The sequence below is a fragment of the Seohaeicola sp. genome (assembly GCF_048006315.1).
In the GTDB taxonomy this organism is placed as follows: Bacteria; Pseudomonadota; Alphaproteobacteria; order Rhodobacterales; family Rhodobacteraceae; genus Seohaeicola.
Window position 1 is genome coordinate 4037348 of record NZ_CP180350.1, and the last position, 17079, is coordinate 4054426.

The 17079-nt window shown below is 64.4% G+C and carries 18 protein-coding genes; 6 read left to right on the forward strand and 12 right to left on the reverse strand.

Annotated elements, in window-relative coordinates:
• The first annotated feature begins 43 nt into the window (after window positions 1-43).
• The 4 genes from ACMUJL_RS19975 (at window position 44) to ACMUJL_RS19990 (ending at window position 3960) form a co-directional block, all read left to right on the forward strand.
• Window positions 44-1072: an ABC transporter substrate-binding protein gene (locus ACMUJL_RS19975; RefSeq protein ID WP_375571447.1), complete on the forward strand. Its 1029-nt coding sequence runs from the start codon at window positions 44-46 to the stop codon at window positions 1070-1072.
• Window positions 1073-1160: 88 nt separating this feature from the next.
• The gene (locus ACMUJL_RS19980) at window positions 1161-2633 is read left to right on the forward strand and encodes an amidohydrolase family protein (protein ID WP_375573820.1); all 1473 of its coding nucleotides are present in this window, start codon (window positions 1161-1163) and stop codon (window positions 2631-2633) included.
• Window positions 2634-2645: 12 nt separating this feature from the next.
• The gene (locus tag ACMUJL_RS19985) at window positions 2646-3071 is read left to right on the forward strand and encodes a nuclear transport factor 2 family protein (protein ID WP_375571445.1); all 426 of its coding nucleotides are present in this window, start codon (window positions 2646-2648) and stop codon (window positions 3069-3071) included.
• Between the two features lie 4 nt (window positions 3072-3075).
• Window positions 3076-3960: a polysaccharide deacetylase family protein gene (locus ACMUJL_RS19990; protein WP_375571443.1), complete on the forward strand. Its 885-nt coding sequence runs from the start codon at window positions 3076-3078 to the stop codon at window positions 3958-3960.
• 50 nt (window positions 3961-4010) lie between these two features.
• Here the strand turns inward: ACMUJL_RS19990 and ACMUJL_RS19995 are convergent, their stop codons facing one another.
• From ACMUJL_RS19995 to ACMUJL_RS20030, 8 genes are all read right to left on the reverse strand, one after another.
• Window positions 4011-5549 (reverse strand): acyl-CoA synthetase, encoded by a 1539-nt coding sequence (locus ACMUJL_RS19995; protein WP_375571441.1) that lies wholly within the window; start codon window positions 5547-5549, stop codon window positions 4011-4013.
• Between the two features lie 6 nt (window positions 5550-5555).
• Entirely contained in the window at window positions 5556-6572 is a 1017-nt protein-coding gene (locus ACMUJL_RS20000; protein ID WP_375571440.1) for a zinc-dependent alcohol dehydrogenase family protein, read from the reverse strand.
• A gap of 3 nt (window positions 6573-6575) precedes the next feature.
• Entirely contained in the window at window positions 6576-7718 is a 1143-nt protein-coding gene (locus tag ACMUJL_RS20005; RefSeq protein WP_375571439.1) for an acyl-CoA dehydrogenase family protein, read from the reverse strand.
• The gene (locus ACMUJL_RS20010) at window positions 7715-8677 is read right to left on the reverse strand and encodes a branched-chain amino acid ABC transporter permease (protein ID WP_082896266.1); all 963 of its coding nucleotides are present in this window, start codon (window positions 8675-8677) and stop codon (window positions 7715-7717) included. The genes ACMUJL_RS20005 and ACMUJL_RS20010 overlap by 4 nt, the downstream gene beginning before the upstream one ends.
• Entirely contained in the window at window positions 8674-9531 is an 858-nt protein-coding gene (locus ACMUJL_RS20015) for a branched-chain amino acid ABC transporter permease (protein WP_375571437.1), read from the reverse strand. Before ACMUJL_RS20015 ends, ACMUJL_RS20010 begins: the two co-directional genes overlap by 4 nt.
• 94 nt (window positions 9532-9625) lie before the next feature.
• A complete protein-coding gene (locus ACMUJL_RS20020; protein ID WP_068290130.1) occupies window positions 9626-10825 on the reverse strand; it encodes an ABC transporter substrate-binding protein in 1200 nt (399 codons plus the stop codon).
• Between the two features lie 41 nt (window positions 10826-10866).
• The gene (locus ACMUJL_RS20025) at window positions 10867-11568 is read right to left on the reverse strand and encodes an ABC transporter ATP-binding protein (protein WP_068290128.1); all 702 of its coding nucleotides are present in this window, start codon (window positions 11566-11568) and stop codon (window positions 10867-10869) included.
• Window position 11569: 1 nt separating this feature from the next.
• On the reverse strand, window positions 11570-12337 hold the full coding sequence (locus ACMUJL_RS20030) for an ABC transporter ATP-binding protein (protein WP_375571434.1): 768 nt from the start codon (window positions 12335-12337) through the stop codon (window positions 11570-11572).
• A 160-nt stretch (window positions 12338-12497) separates the two neighbouring features.
• Here ACMUJL_RS20030 and ACMUJL_RS20035 point away from each other — a divergent pair, with 160 nt between their 5' ends.
• On the forward strand, window positions 12498-13406 hold the full coding sequence (locus tag ACMUJL_RS20035) for a LysR substrate-binding domain-containing protein (protein ID WP_068290124.1): 909 nt from the start codon (window positions 12498-12500) through the stop codon (window positions 13404-13406).
• Window positions 13407-13442: 36 nt separating this feature from the next.
• Here the strand turns inward: ACMUJL_RS20035 and ACMUJL_RS20040 are convergent, their stop codons facing one another.
• From ACMUJL_RS20040 to ACMUJL_RS20050, 3 genes are all read right to left on the reverse strand, one after another.
• Entirely contained in the window at window positions 13443-14009 is a 567-nt protein-coding gene (locus tag ACMUJL_RS20040; protein ID WP_138176799.1) for a DUF6647 family protein, read from the reverse strand.
• A 76-nt stretch (window positions 14010-14085) separates the two neighbouring features.
• Window positions 14086-15453, reverse strand: a complete 1368-nt coding sequence (gene chrA / locus ACMUJL_RS20045; RefSeq protein WP_375571432.1) for a chromate efflux transporter — start codon at window positions 15451-15453, stop codon at window positions 14086-14088.
• Window positions 15454-15604: 151 nt separating this feature from the next.
• A complete protein-coding gene (locus ACMUJL_RS20050; RefSeq protein WP_375571430.1) occupies window positions 15605-16177 on the reverse strand; it encodes a TetR/AcrR family transcriptional regulator in 573 nt (190 codons plus the stop codon).
• A 104-nt stretch (window positions 16178-16281) separates the two neighbouring features.
• Here ACMUJL_RS20050 and ACMUJL_RS20055 point away from each other — a divergent pair, with 104 nt between their 5' ends.
• Window positions 16282-16848: a carboxymuconolactone decarboxylase family protein gene (locus ACMUJL_RS20055; RefSeq protein ID WP_375571428.1), complete on the forward strand. Its 567-nt coding sequence runs from the start codon at window positions 16282-16284 to the stop codon at window positions 16846-16848.
• A 60-nt stretch (window positions 16849-16908) separates the two neighbouring features.
• Here the strand turns inward: ACMUJL_RS20055 and ACMUJL_RS20060 are convergent, their stop codons facing one another.
• Entirely contained in the window at window positions 16909-17061 is a 153-nt protein-coding gene (locus tag ACMUJL_RS20060; RefSeq protein WP_375571426.1) for a hypothetical protein, read from the reverse strand.
• Between the last annotated feature and the right edge of the window lie 18 nt (window positions 17062-17079).

The following is a 17079-nucleotide window of genomic DNA, read 5'->3' on the forward strand; positions in this document are numbered from 1 at the left end:
CCCCGACCCCTGATCTGAAACCCGCGAAACAAGGAAAATCACGATGAAGAACGCTGTCTTTGGTGCCGTAATCGCCTTTGCGGCCGGGCTGTCCCCGGCCTGGGCCGAAATGACCGATATCCGCTTCACCCTTGGCTGGAAGACCCAAGGCTCGGACGCGCCGTTCCTCCTGGCGCTGAGCAAGGGCTATTTTGCCGAGGAAGGCATCAACGTGACCATCGACCAGGGCGAGGGATCGGCCGCGACCGTGACCCGCATCATGGGCGGTGCCTATGATGCCGGTTTCGGCGATATCAACGCCATCATCCAGAACGCCGCGCAGCGCCCCGGTGAAGCGCCCGTCATGGTCTACCAGCTGTGGAACCGTCCGCCCTTCGCGATCGTGACCCCCAAGTCTTCGGGGATCGAGACCCCCGCCGATTTCGTGGGCCGCACGCTGGGTGGCGCGCAGGGCACGCCGACAACGCGCCTCTTCCCGGTCTTCGCCGAGTTGAACGGCATCGACCTGGCCAGCGTGAAGCAGGAGAACATGGCCCCCAACCTGCAGGAGCCGATGATGATCCGCGGCGATATCGACGGGGCGTTCGTCTTCACGATCACAAGCTGGTTCAACCTGATCGCAAACCGTCAGGACCCGGCCAAGGATTACAACTGGTTCCAGTTCGAGGATTACGGCATGGATCTCTATTCCAACGGCATGATGGTGTCCCGCGCGCTGCTGGCCGACAAACCCGAGGTGGTGGCCGGAATGGTGCGCGCCGTGAACCGCGCCACGCTGGAAATCGCCAAGGACCAGGATGCCGCGATGGAAGCGATCATGGCTTTCGACAACCTTGTGGACAAGGATAACGAGCGCGCGCGCCTGAACTTTGCCCTGACCAACCTGATGAACGCGCCCGAGGTCGAAACCATCGGCATGGGCGATCTGGTGGACGAGCGTCTGACCCGGTCGATCGAGATCGTGGCCAAGGGCTACGGGCTGGAGCGTCTGCCCGAGGCATCGGAGATCTTCGACCGCTCGTTCCTGCCGCCAGTGGAAGAACGCGTCTTTGCCGTCGAGATCATGAACTGATCCAGACCGTGATCGCCATGCGCCGGACGGCTTGATCCGTTCGGCGCATACGTCTGTCTGCCCTGCATGACCAACCCCGGATGTGACCATGAATGCCCGTCAGACCCTGATCCGCGGTGGCCTTGTCCTGGTCGAGAATGCGCGGTTCGCGCCCGTGTCGCTGCTGATCGAGGCAGGGCGCATCGCGGCCCTGATCGAAGATGGCGATGGGCCGCCCGATGCGCAGGTCATCGACGCGACCGGGCGCATCATCATTCCCGGCCTTGTCAACGGGCATACCCATTCGCATGGCGCGCTGGGGCGGGGCGGGGTGGCGGATGATGCGACGCTTGAAACCTTTCTGGCGGGTGCGTCTGCCCTGAACGGTGGGCGGACCGTGGATGACCTGCGGCTGTCGGCGGAACTGTCCGCCGCCGAGATGATCCGCAAGGGCTGCACCGCCTGTTTCGACCTGAGCGTGGAACTGCCGGGGCCATCGGTCGCGGGCATCCATGCGGTGGCCGGGGCCTATCACGACGCAGGCATGCGGGCGGTCGTGGCGCCGATGATCGCGGACCGCACGATCTACCAGGCGTTGCCGGGTCTGCTTGAGGCCTTTGCCCCGCAGATGCGCGCGGCGCTGGCCGCGATAACCCTGCCGCCCTGGCAGGACAGCCTTGCCACCTGCAAGGCGGCCTTTGCCGCCTGGCCCGTGCCGATGGACCGGGTCAGGCCGGGCATCGGCCCCGCCATTCCGCTGCATTGCTCGGATGATTTCCTGACCGCCTGCGCGCAACTGGCTGATGCTCTGGATTTGCGGCTGCAGACCCATCTGGCGGAAACCCGGATGCAGCAGGTCGCGGCGATGCGCCGCTATGGCACCACGCTGACGGCACATCTGCACAGTCTGGGCGTGCTCTCCGCACGGTTCAGCGGGGCGCATGGCGTCTGGTTGTCGGCGGATGAGGCGGCGCGCCTGGCCGGGCAGGGCGCGGGGATCGTGCACAACCCGCTCAGCAACCTGCGCCTGGGGTCGGGCACGGCGCCTGTGCGTGCGCTGGCCGATGCCGGGGTCACGCTGGGGATCGGGACCGATGCCTCCAACACCTCGGACGGGCAGAACATGTTCGAGGCGCTGCGGCTGGCCGCCACCCTCAGCCGTGCCGGGGGCGATCCGCCCGATACCTGGATCGGCGCGCTCGAGGCGTTTCGCATGGCGACCGAAGGCAGCGCGCGCATCATGGGGCTTGCCGATGTCGGCCGTATCGCGCCGGGCTGGGCGGCGGACCTGCTGTTTCTTGATCGTGACTATTGCCACTACGTGCCGCTGCGCGATGTGCTGTCACAGATCGTGCTGGCTGAAAACGGCGGGGCCCTGCGCGAGGTGATGATCGCGGGCCGCATCGTGTTTTCCGACAACCGCGTGCTGACGCTTGATGAACCTGCGCTGGCGGCCCGTGCCCGCGCTGCCGCCGCGCGGCTTGATGCCGCGAACACCGATACCCGCGTGATGGCCGAGGCCGCCGCCACAGTCGTGCGCAGCTTCTGCCATGCGGCCTGCGCCGCTGCATCCCATCCCTGAAGGAGAACCACCATGGACCAGAGAACCGACCCCCTGACCGCCGCCAAAGCCATCGTCGAGGCCTATCTCGAACGGTCGATGGTGCCCGATCCCGAAGGCGCATCCGCCTATCTGGCCCCCGGTTTCGAACTGGTCTTCACCGGTGGGCGCCGCTTTGCAGGCCCGGCCGAAAGTGCGGCTTTCAACGCCAAGCGCTATGCCTGGGTGAAGAAGCGTTTCCTGCGCACGGATGCGGCGCTGGATGCCGAAACGGGGGATGTTCATGTCTACAACACGGGCTATCTCTACGGGGAATGGCATGATGGGACCGCCTTCGAGACGAACCGCTACATGGACAAGTTCATCGTGCGTGACGGCAAGCTGATCCGCACCGATGTCTGGAATGACAGCGCAGAGGTTCTTCTGGCGAAGGCGGGACTGGCAGAGGCGGAGCTTTGACAAGATGCTGACGGATCACGGCCGGTACGACTATGTCCCGATCACGCGGCGCGCCGATTACGCCTGGCCCGGTGGTGCGCGGCTGGCGGTCTATATCGGGCTGAACCTGGAACATTTCGCCTTTGGCGAAGGGCTGGGGGCGGAACTGGCCCCCGGCGGGCCGCAACCGGATGTGCTGAACTATGCCTGGCGCGACTATGGCAACCGGGTCGGCGCCTGGCGGATGCTCGAGATGTTCGAGGCGCTGGACATGCCGGTCAGCGTGCTGGCCAATTCGGCCATGTATGATTACGCACCCGAACTGATGGCCGCCTTTCGCGCGCGCGGTGACGAGGTGGTGGGCCACGGGCGCACCAATGCCGAACGCCAGAGCGTGCTGGACGAGGCCGCCGAGGCCGTCCTGATCGCCGAGGCGACGGATGTGATCACCCGCGCCGAAGGGGTCGCGCCGCAAGGCTGGCTGTCGCCATGGATCGCGGAAAGCCGAGTCACGCCCGACCTGCTGCATGAGGCGGGATATGGCTATACGCTGAACTGGTGCATGGATGATCAACCTGTCTGGATGCGCACAAGGCAGGGCCGCATCCTGTCGATCCCTTATCCTCAAGAGGTGAACGACATCCCCTCGATCGTGGCGCGCAAGGACGGGGCGGGGTATTTCGCCGACATGATCATCGACAATTTCGACGAGATGCTGGCGCAATCCCAAAGCCAGCCGCTGGTGATGGGCATCGCGCTGCATCCCTACCTTGTGGGCCAACCCTATCGCCTGCGCAATTTGCGCCGCGCGCTGCAACATGTCACCGCCCGGCGCGACCAGATCTGGATGACCCGCGCGGGCGATATCCATGCCTATTGCCGGGACCGGATCGCCGACCTCGTGCCCTGATCAGCCTGATTTCAGGGCCTGATTCAAGGGCCTGATTTCAGGGCCAGTTCTCAGGGCCAGTATTCCGCCTTGAGCCTGCGCTTGTAGAGCTTGCCTGTCGCGGACCGTGGCAAGGTTGCGCGAAAGTCGATGCTGCGTGGGCACTTGATGGATGACAGCCGGGCCTTGCAGCAGGCGATCAGGTCCTCGGCCAGCGCGGGGCTTGCCGCCTTGCCGGGCAGAAGCTGAACCACGGCCTTGACCTCTTCGCCGAAATCCTCGTTCGGCACGCCGAACACGGCGGCATCCATCACGGCGGGATGGCCCAGCAGGATGTCCTCGGCCTCCTGCGGGTAGATGTTCACACCGCCCGAGATGATGACGAAGGACTTGCGATCGGTGAGGTAGAGATAACCCGCGTCATCCAGCCTGCCGATATCGCCCAACGTGGTCCAGCCCATGGCATTGGTGCAGGCGGCGGTTTTCACGGGGTCATTGTGATAGAGGAACTGGTGGCCATTCTCGAAATAGACCTCGCCCTCCTGACCGATGGGCAATTCACGTCCCGCCTCGTCGCAGATGTGGATCACACCCAGCTTGGCGCGCCCGACCGATCCGGGATGGGCCAGCCATTCGGCCGTCGTGATGGCGGTGAAGCCGTTGTTTTCCGTGCCCGAATAATATTCGTGGATGATCCCGCCCCACCAGTCGATCATGCGGCGCTTGATGTCCATCGGGCAGGGCGCGGCGGCGTGGACGGCCATTTTCATCGAGGACAGATCGAAACGCGCGCGGTCTTCGGGGGGCAGTTTCAGCAGGCGCACGAACATCGTGGGCACCCATTGGCTGTGGGTGATGCGGTGCCTCTGGATCAGCTCCAGCGCCTGCAGCGGATCGAAACGATCCATGATGTAGGCGGTCCCGCCCATGCGGATCGTCACCATGGAATGGCGCAGCGGGGCCGCATGATAGAGCGGCGCGGGGCTGAGATACCGGGTCTGCGCGTCATAACCGAAGAGCGAGGACAAGAGATCGACCAGCATGCTGCGCCCGCCGGGGCGATCCTCGGGCAGGGGCCACTTGATCCCCTTGGGCCGCCCCGTCGTGCCCGACGAATAGAGCATGTCCAGACCCTGCGCCTCGTCCGGGATCGGGGTTTCGGGCAAGGCCTCTCTGAGGCGGGTCCAGTCATGCAGCCCCTCGGGCGTGTCGCCCACCACATAGACCTGCAGGGCGTCATTCGCCCCCGGCAGCCCATGGCCCAGGCTGTCCATCATCCGGTCCGAGGTGATCAGCACGCGCGCGCCGCAATCCTGCAGGATATAAGCGATCTCTTCGGCGGTCAGGTGGGTGCTGATCGTCGTGTAATAGAGGCCCGACCTGTCGGCGGCGAAGCAGATTTCCATGAACTCGCGCCGGTTCTCCATCAGGATGGCGATGTGATCGCCGCGTGCCAGGCCCGCGCGGCGCAGCAGATGCGCGCCCTGATTGGCCCGCGCCTCGAGCTGGGCGAATGTCACATGTTCGTTCGTGGCGCACATCACATAGGCGACGGCGGCAGGATCTTGGCGCGCATATGTGCGGGGCTGGTAGGGGTGTGTATCGTGCATCGGGCCTCAGAACCGGATGAGTGTCTTGCCGAAATGGCCGCCATCGCGCTGATGTTGCAGCGCGGCATGCAGGTCCTCGAAGGCGAATGTGGTGCCGATGACAGGGCGGATGCGGTGCTGCTCCATCGCGGTCAGCATCGCCTCGAACCCCGCACGGTGACCGACGGTGACCCCTTGCAGGCGGACCTGTCGCGCCACGATGGGGCCAAGCGAGGCCTCGATCGTCAGGCCGGACAGCACCCCGATCATGGCCAGCGTGCCGCCGGGCCGCACGGCGCGCAGCGACAGCGGCAGGGTCTGCGCGCCGCCCAGTTCCACGATCAGGTCATAGCCGCCCCGCGCGGCGGTGATGTCGCGGCTGGCGCGCGCCCAGTCCGGGGTGGCGGTGTAGTTGATCGTGGCATCGGCCCCCATGGCGCGGGCGCGATCCAGCTTGTCATCGCTGGACGAGATAACGGTGACATGCGCGCCATGCAGCTTGGCAAAGGCCAACGCGAACAGGGCCACGCCGCCCGTGCCCTGCACGAGGACCCTGTCGCCCGCGCGGGTCCGTCCATGGGTGACGATCGCGCTCCAGGCCGTCAGCGCGGCACAGGGCAGGGTGGCGGCCTCGGCATCGGTCAGATAGGCGGGAACCTTCACGACGCCCTCCTGCGACAGGCAGACATGGTCGGCCATCACCCCGTCCAGCGGACCGCCAAGCGCCGAGGCAAAGGCAGCCGGGTCCGGATCGCCCGCGATCCAGTTCTGGAAATAGGTGGGGCAGACGCGGTCGCCGATGGCGACACGGGTCACGCCCGCGCCGGTCTCGATCACCTCGCCCACGCCGTCCGACACGGGGATCAGGGGCAATTCGCCGGTGGCGCGGCCATAGCCGCGTTCGGGCACGATCAGGTCGCGCGCATTCAGCGCGGCCATGTGCATCCTGATCAGCACCTGCCCGGGACCGGGCACCGGGCGGGGGCGTTCGGACAGGCGCAGGTTCGCCAGACCCCAGTCGCCTTCGATCTGGAATACGCGCATGGGTCAGTCCTTTCTTGCGGGCGTGGCGGGCCATGACAGCCGTGCGACCCGTTCCAGCAGCGGGGCGATCGCCCCGTCGGTCAGGGCCGCGCTTTGCACGGCGGCAATGTGACGGGTCAGGCCGTTGGCGGGGCGCAGGCCCTCGGCGCCCATCGCGTGCAACAGCGCGGGCAAGTGGTGCTGCGCGGTCTGCACGGCATGGACCTTGGCCTGCGCGGCGAGGATCTGGGCCGCCGGGTCTGCGGTCGTGATGGCGGCCACGGCCCGGTCGGTCAGGGCCTGTGTCGCGGCCAGATCGGTCTGCGCCTGCGCCAGTGCCAGCCGCCATGCCTGATGATCCATCAGCGGCCTGCCAAAGCTGTGGCGGTGCTGGCCATGCTCTGCGACCGTGGCGATGGCGGCGCCCAGCATGCCGCAGCACATCGCGGCGACATAGGCGCGCGCGCCGTTGATCTCGGACAGGATGGCGCGGAAGGCGGTGCCGGGGGGCAGGATTAGCGCCTCGGGCGGCAGGGCGACCGCGTCGAGGGTGAAGCCCCCGGTGCCCATGCTTTCTTGTGCGAAGCCCGCCTCGGTCGCGTGGCGGGTCGCGCCAGGGGCGGTCAGATCGACCAGAAAGGCCCCGATGGCGGCCCCGTCATCGCCTGTTCCGCATTTGGCAAAGACGATGGAAAGGCCCGCGTGCCGGGCGTTGATGATCCAGTCCTTTTGTCCGCTGATCACCCATCCGTCGGGCCCTTGCGTGGCGCGGGTCTTCAGGGCGGCGACATCGGTGCCTGCGCCCGGTTCGGTCAGGGCGGTGCAGGCTGCGACCTCACCGGACAGCAGGCCGGGCAGGTGGCGCACGGCCAGGGCAGGCGCGCTGCGGTGCAGGCGCAGGGCTGTGTTGTGGGTGTTGACGACGGACATGGCAAAGCCGAAATCGACCGCCGCGAGCGCGGCGCAGACAGCGGCCTTGTGCGCGAAATCGAAGCCCAGGCCACCCGCATCCACCGGCAGTTCCATCCCGAAAAGCCCCAGATCTGCAGCCGCGCGGAACAGGGCGGGATCGGGCGCTTGCCCTTGACCCCAGCCCGCTGCGGCGGGGGCAAGTTGCGTCTGCGCAAAGCGGTGGACGGTCGCCAGGTGATCGGCTTGCCGGGTCATGATGCGGCCTTTCCGGTGATCCGCGCCCAGAGCTGACCCACGACGCCCACGATGCCGCGCGGCATGAAGATCGTCGCCAGCACCAGCAGTAAACCGTAGAGGATCAGGCGGAAACTGTCCGCAAACCGCAGGTATTCGGGCAGGAACACCACCACGAAGGCACCGATGACCGGGCCCAGGATGGTGCCCGAGCCGCCGATGATCACGGCAAGGATCGCGTCTAGCGATTGCGCAAGGCCAAAGATCTCGGGGTTGATGAAGCTTTGGTAATGGGCATAGAGCGCGCCAGCCAGCCCCGCGTACATGGCCGCGGCCACGAAGGCGAAAAGCTTGTATTTCCATGCGGCGATACCGATGGCGCCCACCAGTGTCTCGTTCTGGCGGATCGCGATCAGGGTCTGCCCGATGCGCGAGCGCACGATCAGCGCGGCCAGTCCCGTCATGATGACGGCGATGACCAGCACGAAGTAGTAATAGACCTGGCGGTTGGCGAAATCGAACCAGCCATCCTCGCGCCCCGGCTTGGGGATGCCGCTGATCCCGGCCTCGCCCTGCGTGAGGTCGGTCGCGTGCATCAGCACGATGAAGATCACAAGGTTGAAGGCCAGCGTGACGATGGCGAAGTAATGCCCCTTGACCCGCAGGCTGGGATAGCCTGCCGCCAGCGCGAAAAGGGCGGTGACGCAGGGTGCCAGCAGGATGGTCAGCCAGACCGGAAGGGCGAAATGGATCCCCATCAGCGTGGTGCTGTAGGCGCCGATGCCCATGAAGCCCGCCTGCACGATCGAGACATAGCCGGTGTAGCCCTGGATCAGGTTCTGGCCCTGCGCGGCGATCACCCAGACCAGCGCCAGCACGCTCAGATGCAGGTAGTATTTCACGGTGATCAGCTGCGGCAGCAGGACAAAGCCCAGAAGGGCCGCCGCGTAAAGAACATGTGTCGCGCGCAGTTTCATCATGCTTTCCCCATCAGGCCCTGCGGGCGCAGCAACAGGACGGCGATCATCACGACGAAGGCGATCACGTCCTTGTAGGCGGATGATATGAAGCCCGCGGCCAGCGCCTCGGTCACGCCAAGGACAAGGCCGCCGACGATGGCGCCGGGGATCGAGCCCAGGCCGCCAAGGATCAGCACCGCAAAGCCCTTGACCACCAGCCATTCCCCGATGCCGGGGGCGATGGCAAAGAGCGAGCCGACCATGACGCCCGCGCAGACCCCAAGTGCGGTCGAGATGGCAAAGACCACCAGCGGGATCGTCTTGACATTGACGCCCATCAGGATGGCGGCATCGCGGTTTTCGGCCACGGCGCGGATCGCCTGTCCGGTCTTGGTCTTTTCGACGAACATGGTCATGGCGATGATCAGAAGGGCCGCCGCGATGATCACGTAGAGGCGCAGTTCCGGGATCGTGACCCCGCCGATGTCGAAGACGCGGGCCAGGTTGGTGGGGATCACCACCTGTTCATGGCCGAAGAATTGCAGGTTCAGCCCCTCGACCATCATGGTGAGCCCAAGCGCCACGATGAAGGCGTTGATATGATTGGCATTCCTGACCGGGCGATAGGCCAGCAACTCGATCAGCATCCCCAGCAGGAACCCCACGATCAGCGCGATCAGGATCGCCAGAAGCAGCGGAAAGCCCCAGGCGGTGACCATGAAGAAGGTCAGGTAGCCGCCGAACATGGAGACGGAGCCATGGGCGAAATGGGCAATGCCCAGGATGCCGAAAACGGTGGTCAGGCCCAGTGCGATCAGCACATAGACGCCGCCGATCGCCACGCCATTGACGATCTGTTGCAGGATCTCGATCATGATGCGGTCTTTCAGGGTCAATGCCGCGGGTCTGCGGCGTGATCGCGGTTTTTGGCGGCGCAGAACCAGAAGGCTCCGCGCCGCCGGGAGGAACTCAGTCGATCGTGCTCAGGAAGGCGGAATAGGCCGCCGCATCAGATGGCAGGTCCTGCACGAATACCCAGTTGCCGCTCTGCCACTGGAACGCGCCGTTCGAGGTGTAGGCCTGGCCGTTCACATCGAACATCTTTCCGTCCACCGGCAGGTATTGCATCACCACTTCGGCCGGGATCGGCATTTCGCGCAGGGCGGCAGCCACGGCTGCGGTATCCTCGACCGTGCCTGCGGCCTCCAGCGCGTGCTTGAGCGCATAGGTCTGGTCATAGGCATAGGGCGAGCTGGGCGAGGGGGCGATGCCGAACTTCTCGGAGTAGTTTGCGTGATAGGCGATGCCGTTGTCGCTGGCCGACAGCAGCGTCAGCTCGGTCGGACGCAGGTCCCAGACACCTTCCATCTGCTCGGAGGTCGCGACGCGCAGGAACTGTTCCTCGGACCCGCTGGTAAAGCCGTAGCGCGGCACGTCGATACCCAGCTCGATCGCCTGGCGGTAGATGAAGGCCGCAGGTTCCACGTAGCCGACGACAAGGATCGCATCGGGCTGCAATTCGCGGATCTTGGTCAGCTGCGGAGACATGTCGCGATCCTTCAGGCCGAAGGATTCCCGCGTGATGATCTCGCCGCCGGTCTTTTTCAGCTCGGTCTCGAAGGCGTCGACATAGCTGGCATAGAAACCCACATCCAGCGCGCCCAGTACGGCGACCTTCTTGTGGCCCTTCTGGGCGACGAACGTGCCGGCGGCGGCGCCGGTGTAATCGGCTGGCGGACGCGTGCGGACCAGGTTCGAGATTTCGCGCGTGGTGATCGAGCGTTCGGCGGCATTGCCCACCAGCATCACCGCATCCTCGTTGGCGATGAACGAGGCGACGGCCCCCGTCGCGCCCGAGCAGCAGAAGCCCAGGATGAACTTGACGCCATCGCGGTCGATCAGCTTGCGCACCGCGTTCGTGGCCTCGGTCGGGTTGGCCTTGTCGTCATAGGCGATGACATTCAGCATGTAGGTGTCCTCGCCCACCTTGATGCCGCCTGCCGCGTTGATCTCTTCGGCCGCCATCTGCACGGCATTGGCCTGCGGCAGGCCATAGACCGCCGCCCCGCCTGTCAGCGCGTCGGACACGCCGATGTCCAGGGTCTTGTCCGCCGCCGTGACCGCGCCGCCGGCAAGCGCCAACATCGCGGTGAGTGTTGTGAACTTCATGTGCCTTGTCATTGTCATTCCTCCCTTTTTTGTTGTTTCGTTCAGTGTCCCAGATAGGCTTTCACCACCTCCGGGTGTGATTGCAGCTCCTCCCCGGTGCCGCTCAACACGATCTCGCCCGCCTCGAACAGATAGGCCCGGTCGGCCAGTCTGAGCGCCATGAGCGAATTCTGTTCGACAAGCAGGATGGTCTTTCCCATGTCCTTGATCCGCGCGATCGTTGCGGCCACTTCGGCCACGATCTTGGGCGCAAGACCCAGCGAGGGCTCGTCGAAGATGCAAAGTTTCGGGCGCGCCATCAGCGCACGGGCAATGGCCAGCATTTCCTGTTCGCCGCCCGACAGTGTGCCCGCCGCCTGATGCGCCCGGTCGCGCAGGATGGGGAACATGTCCATCATGCGGTCCAGATCGGCCTCCTGTTCGGCGTCGCGCCGCGTGTAGGCGCCCATCCGCAGGTTCTTGATCGTGCTCATCTGCGGAAACACCTGCCGGCCTTCGGGGCACATGGTGATCCCCGCCTGCACGACGGCATGGCCGCTCAGGTTGGTGATGTCGCGCCCTTCGAAAGTGACCTTGCCGCTTTTCACCGGGACCAGCCCGCAGATCGCCTTGAGGGTTGATGATTTGCCCGCACCGTTCGCGCCGATCAGCGCCACGCATTCGCCGGTCCGCACTTCGAGGTTGATGCCATGGATCACTTCGATGGAGCCGTAGCCGACCTTGAGGTCTTCGATCTTGAGCATGTCAGACCGCCTCGCCCAGATAGGCGTCGATCACGGCGCGGTCGTTGCGGATTTCGCTGGGCGTGCCCTCGGCGATCTTGGAGCCGAAGTTGAGCACCACGATACGGTCGCAGACCTCCATGATCAGCGCCATGTGATGTTCGATCACCAGAACGGCAGTGCCACGGTCGCGGATCGCTTTGATCGTGTCGGCCAGCATCTTGCGCTCATGCGAGACCAGACCGGCGGCGGGTTCATCCAGCAGCAGGATCCTGGGCGCCGCGGCAAGGGCCGTTGCGATCATCAGAAAGCGTTGCTGCGCCGAGGAAATCGTGCCGACGGTCTGTTCGGCCACCGGGGCAAGACCGGTGAGGTCCAGAATGTCATGCACCCTTGCGCGCAATGCATCCTCTTCGCGCGCATGGTGGCCCAGACCGAAAACGGATGCCAGCGGATGCGCCTTCAGGGTGACGGCGCCGCCCAGCATGACCTGTTCGCGCACGGTGAATTCGGCAAAGTTGCTGGCGGTCTGGAAGGTGCGCGCCAGACCCATCGCGACGCGGGCATGTTCGGACATGTCCTGCACCGGCGCGCCGCCCAGCATGATCTGTCCCGAGGTGGCCGGAAAGACCCCGGCCAGGGCGTTGACCGTCGTCGACTTGCCCGATCCGTTCGGCCCGATCAGGCCCATGACTTCGCCCGGGGCCACGCCAAAGGACAGGTCGCGGATGGCCTGCACCCCGCCGAACGACTTGCAGAGGTCGTTCACCTCAAGAACGCGATCAGTCATCAATTCCTCCCTTCCGCTGGCGCTGTCTCCCGCAGACGCCGCACGGATGCTGTCACGCTATCCACGGGAGGTGCGGCGGAAAAATTCAAAGATTCTGTGCTGGTATCTAATTATTCGATGGTATGCTGTCATGCATGCCGCAGCGAAGGGTCCGGTTCCGATGGTGGACATTGTTCGGAATATCAACTCGATTCAAGTGTTTATGGTCTGTCACGAGACAGGAAACGTGACTCGTGCCGCGCAGGAGCTGAATATCAGCCAAAGCTCGGTCAGCTATCACATCAAAAAATTGGAAGAGGATCTTTCGGTAACGCTGTTCCGCCGGACCGCCAGCGGCTTGCAGCCGACCGAGCAGGGCAGCCTGCTGGCGCAGCATGTGGCGCGCGGGCTTGCGGCCATCCGTACCGGGCTGGAACGGATCGCGCGGGGGCCGGGCACGGTGCGCGTGGCGCTTTTGCCGATGTTCGCAAGCCGGTGGCTATCCTCGCGTCTCGGTCAGCTTCTGGAGGCCCATCCCGAGATGAACCTGTCGATCCAGAACCACAACAACAGCTTCGTACGCATGTCCAATCCCGAACGCTTCGCCGATCTGGGCATCCAGTGGGGCAGGGGGAACTGGGACAGTTTCGATGTCACCCGGCTCTGGCCCGAGACGCTGGCACTGGTGTGCAGCCCGGATTACCTGAAGGCGCATCCGATCCGCAAACCGGAGGATCTGCTGCGATGCACGCTGCTGCATGTGGACGATACCCGCATGTGGGAGGAATGGTTGACCGACAATGATCTGGCGCTGGACGCGGCCCAGCCGCAGATGATGCTGGAGGACCGTCATTTCCAGCTGAGTTCGACGATCAACGGCCTTGGCGTGTCGCTGTTCGCCTCGTGGCTGGTGCAGGACGAGCTTGCGAAAGGTACGCTGATCAACCCCTTTGGACGGGTGTTCGACACGGGCTTTGCCTATCATGTCGTGGTGCCGAAAACGGTGGAACTTTCGGCGTCTGGGCAGCGGTTCCACGGCTGGCTGTGCGCGCAAAGCCGGGCTGATCTTGCCGAGGTTGCCAATCACTGACCTGCGGGCGGCGTTTGGCGCCATTTGCCCCGTGCCTCAGCGGGCCTCGCTGTCATCTGGGCACCTGGACAGGCGCGTGATCATGGCCCAGTCGAAGCGATGCATGATGTTGTGTTCGAACAACCACTTGTCCTGCAGCCTGTAGGCTTCCAGCTCGGGGGCGCCGGTGCAGTCCCAGTCCCTGTTCTGCAGTTGCACATCATGGATCAGTTCGTGCAGCAGGACGGATTGGTCGAAATAGTTCAAGGGCGACCAGGGGTGGGTCAGAAAGATATGGCGCTTTTCGCGGTCAAAGGCGGCCAGAAGGATCGGATCGACCAAAAGCTCCGATTGTTCATAGGTGATGATCTCTCCGACCGTGCAGAAGGAAACCGTCGGTGGGTCACCATAGGTGACGACAAGGTCGTATGAGGTGTTCATCGCGATCCAGCCGATCATCTCCCTGAACAGGTGGTCGCCGATGACTGCGGGCACCTGACGATGGGATGGCTCGGCCGTCAGGGATGGCTCGCAAGCGTCCATTGCATCGGCCTGCGCGGACGGATGGCCCGTCGGACATCCCGCCAGAAAAGCCGCCGCCACGCAAAGGATGTATCTGGTCACTGCCTTTTTCGACACCATGGCGCATCATCGCGCCATCGTTGATGAACTACAACATGCCTCGATACGTGGCGGCGCATCACGTCAATCCCGTGACCGACATCGCCATGGCCGCCAAAGCGCAGCAGGCCAAGACCGTGGCCGCGCCAAATCCGAAGCGGAACACCGCGACAAGGGCTGCCGCCACCAGCGCCCCGGCGCCAAGGTTCAGCGTGGACCAGACCGGCACATGAAGATCGAGACCGAAGGAGGTGATCGTCCTTACCTCGTCGAAGACCACATGCAGGCCGAACCAGGTGGCAAGGTTCAGGATCACGCCGACCACGGCGGCGGTGATGGCGGTCAGCGCCGCCGTCAGGACCTTGTTGTCGCGCAACCGTTCGATGTAGGGGGCACCAAGGAAGATCCAGAGAAAACAGGGCGTGAAGGTCACCCATGTCGTGAGCAGCCCACCCAGCGTCGCCGCCATCAGCGGCGGCAGGCCCGTCGCGTCGCGGAATGCCCCCATGAAGCCCACGAACTGCGTCACCATGATCAGCGGGCCCGGCGTGGTCTCGGCCATGCCCAGACCGTCCAGCATCTCGCCGGGGGCCAGCCAGCCGTAGTTCTGCACCGCTTCCTGTGCCACATAGGCCAGCACCGCATAGGCGCCGCCAAAGGTCACGACGGCCATCACGCTGAAGAAGCCCGCGATCTGGGAAAAGACATGGGCAGGGCCGAGCAGGGCGAACAGCAGCGCGACAGGTGCGAGCCAGAGCACCAGAAACACCAGCGAGATGCGCATCGCCCCGCCGCGGTTGACCTGCGTGTGGTCAGGTGTTTCCGCGCCCAGCAGGCTATCGGCATCATCGACCTGGACCTTGCCTGGCGTGCCATGGCCGCCGCGGTCCCGGAACGCCGGCAGATCGGCCCGGGCCCCGCAGAACCCGACAAGACCCGCCACGAGGATGATCAGCGGAAACGGTAGGGCGAACCCGAAGATCGCAAGGAACGAGGCGGCCGCAATGGCAATCATCGCGCCATTCTTCAGCGCGCGTGACCCGATGCGGATGACCGCCTGGACGACGATGGCCAGCACCGCCGCCTTGAGGCCGAAAAACAGCGCCTCGACCGCTCCGACATTGCCGTAAAGCGCGTAGATCCAGCTGAGCGCCATGATCGCCACGACCCCGGGCAGCACGAACAGAACGCCCGCGATGATCCCGCCAACCGTGCGGTGCATCAGCCAGCCGATATAGACGGCAAGCTGCATCGCCTCGGGCCCCGGCAGAAGCATGCAATAGTTGAGCGCGTGCAGGAACCGCTTTTCACCCAGCCAGCGCTGTTCCTCGACCAGAATGCGGTGCATGAGCGCGATCTGTCCGGCGGGGCCGCCGAAACTCAGCAGGCCGATACGGGCCCAGATGCGGGTGGCCTCGGAAAGGGTAGGATATGCACGGTCCTGCATCAGTCTGCCTTCGGCTTGTTGCTGGGCTGGTTGCGGGCCCTGTCTGTTGCATAACGGGCCAAGGTGGGGAAGGCGTCGCAAGGCAGCATGCAGGGGATCGCGTTGTTCCAGCGCTTCGGCACCATATGCGACAGACCCTGTGACGCGACCATTACAACCGCGTCAGGCCTTCCGCGATTTCTGCCGCGATGGCCGCGGCGTCGATTCCATCGCGTTCGGCCGACACGCGCAGCCCCAGAAGATCGGACTGATAGCGGCGGGCAAGGGCGGCCGGATCATGATCGCCGCTGATTTCGCCGCATTGTTGTGCCTGGGCGAAGAGTTCGGCAAATCGGCTTTCCATCTTCAGCAGGTGCAAATGCGCGTCATGCGCCAGCGGATGTTTCTGCGCCTGCAGTTCCAGAAGGGTCTTGGACAGCATGCAGGCCTTGGCGGGGGCATTGTCGTTGCCGATCACAATTCGCGGGAAACGCTGCAGGGATTCGAGAGGGCCGAGTGTCCTTGCCAGCTGGTCGAGGCGATCAAGGCCGTCGCTGGCGTATTTTTCAAGCGCGAGCCTGTACAGCGCGTCCTTGGATCCGAAGGCCGCGTAGAAACTGCCGGGTTTCATCTGCAGCACTGCTTCCAGATCCTTGAGCGAGGTGCCGGCCCAGCCTTGCTGCCAGAAAAGGTCACGCGCGCGTGCGATCGTTTCATTGCGGTCATAGGTCGGCTTGCGCGGCATGGGATCACCAAATCTTGAATGATCGCTCAATTATATATTTGAGTGATCACTCAATAAAGGGTAAAACGTCACATGTTCCAACTTCAAGAAAGCCACGCAGAATGATGAACTTCCCCTCGCATGATCTGGATACGGCGCCGGATGCCTCGAAACCGCTTCTGGAGGCGTCGCAAAAGGCCTTTGGCCGCCTTCCGGGGCTTCACAAGGTTCTGGCCGAAAGCCCGCAGGCCTATGAAGGCTACCAGTTGCTGCACAAGCTTTTCACCCAGACGGCGTTCGATGCCGACGAGCTGACCGTTGTCTGGCAATCCATCAATGTCGAGCATGGCTGCCACTACTGCGTGCCGGCGCATACGGGCATCGCGAAGATGATGAAGGTCTCTGACGACCTGACCGCGGCCCTGCGCAACGAGACGCCGCTGCCATCCCCCAGGCTCGAGGCGCTGCGCACCTTCACCGTGCAGATGGTGCGCGCACGCGGCAATGTGTCAGAGGCGCAGATGCAGGCCTTCTTCGATGCGGGCTATGGCCACCGTGCCGTTCTGGATGTGGTGCTTGGCCTGGCGCAGAAAACGATGTCGAACTACATCAACCATGTCGCGCAGACACCAGTGGATGAGGTGTTTCGCCCGCTTGCCTGGACCCGGTCGGATACGCCGCTGCAGGTCTGATTGCTGCAAGGGCGCGCCAGACCTGTTGCAGGGCGCGCCCTTGCCAAGGGGTTCGGTCGGTCAATCGGCCGTCGGCAAAGCCGCGCAATGTGCTCCGGCCCCGGCCTGACCGGATCCCAGCGCCAGCACCGCTGGCGCGCGGAACGGATCAAGCGGCTTGCTGTTGACCAGATCCAGCCACAACAGGGCCGTCAGGATGATGAGTGTCAGCATGGCCGTGAATTTGCGTGT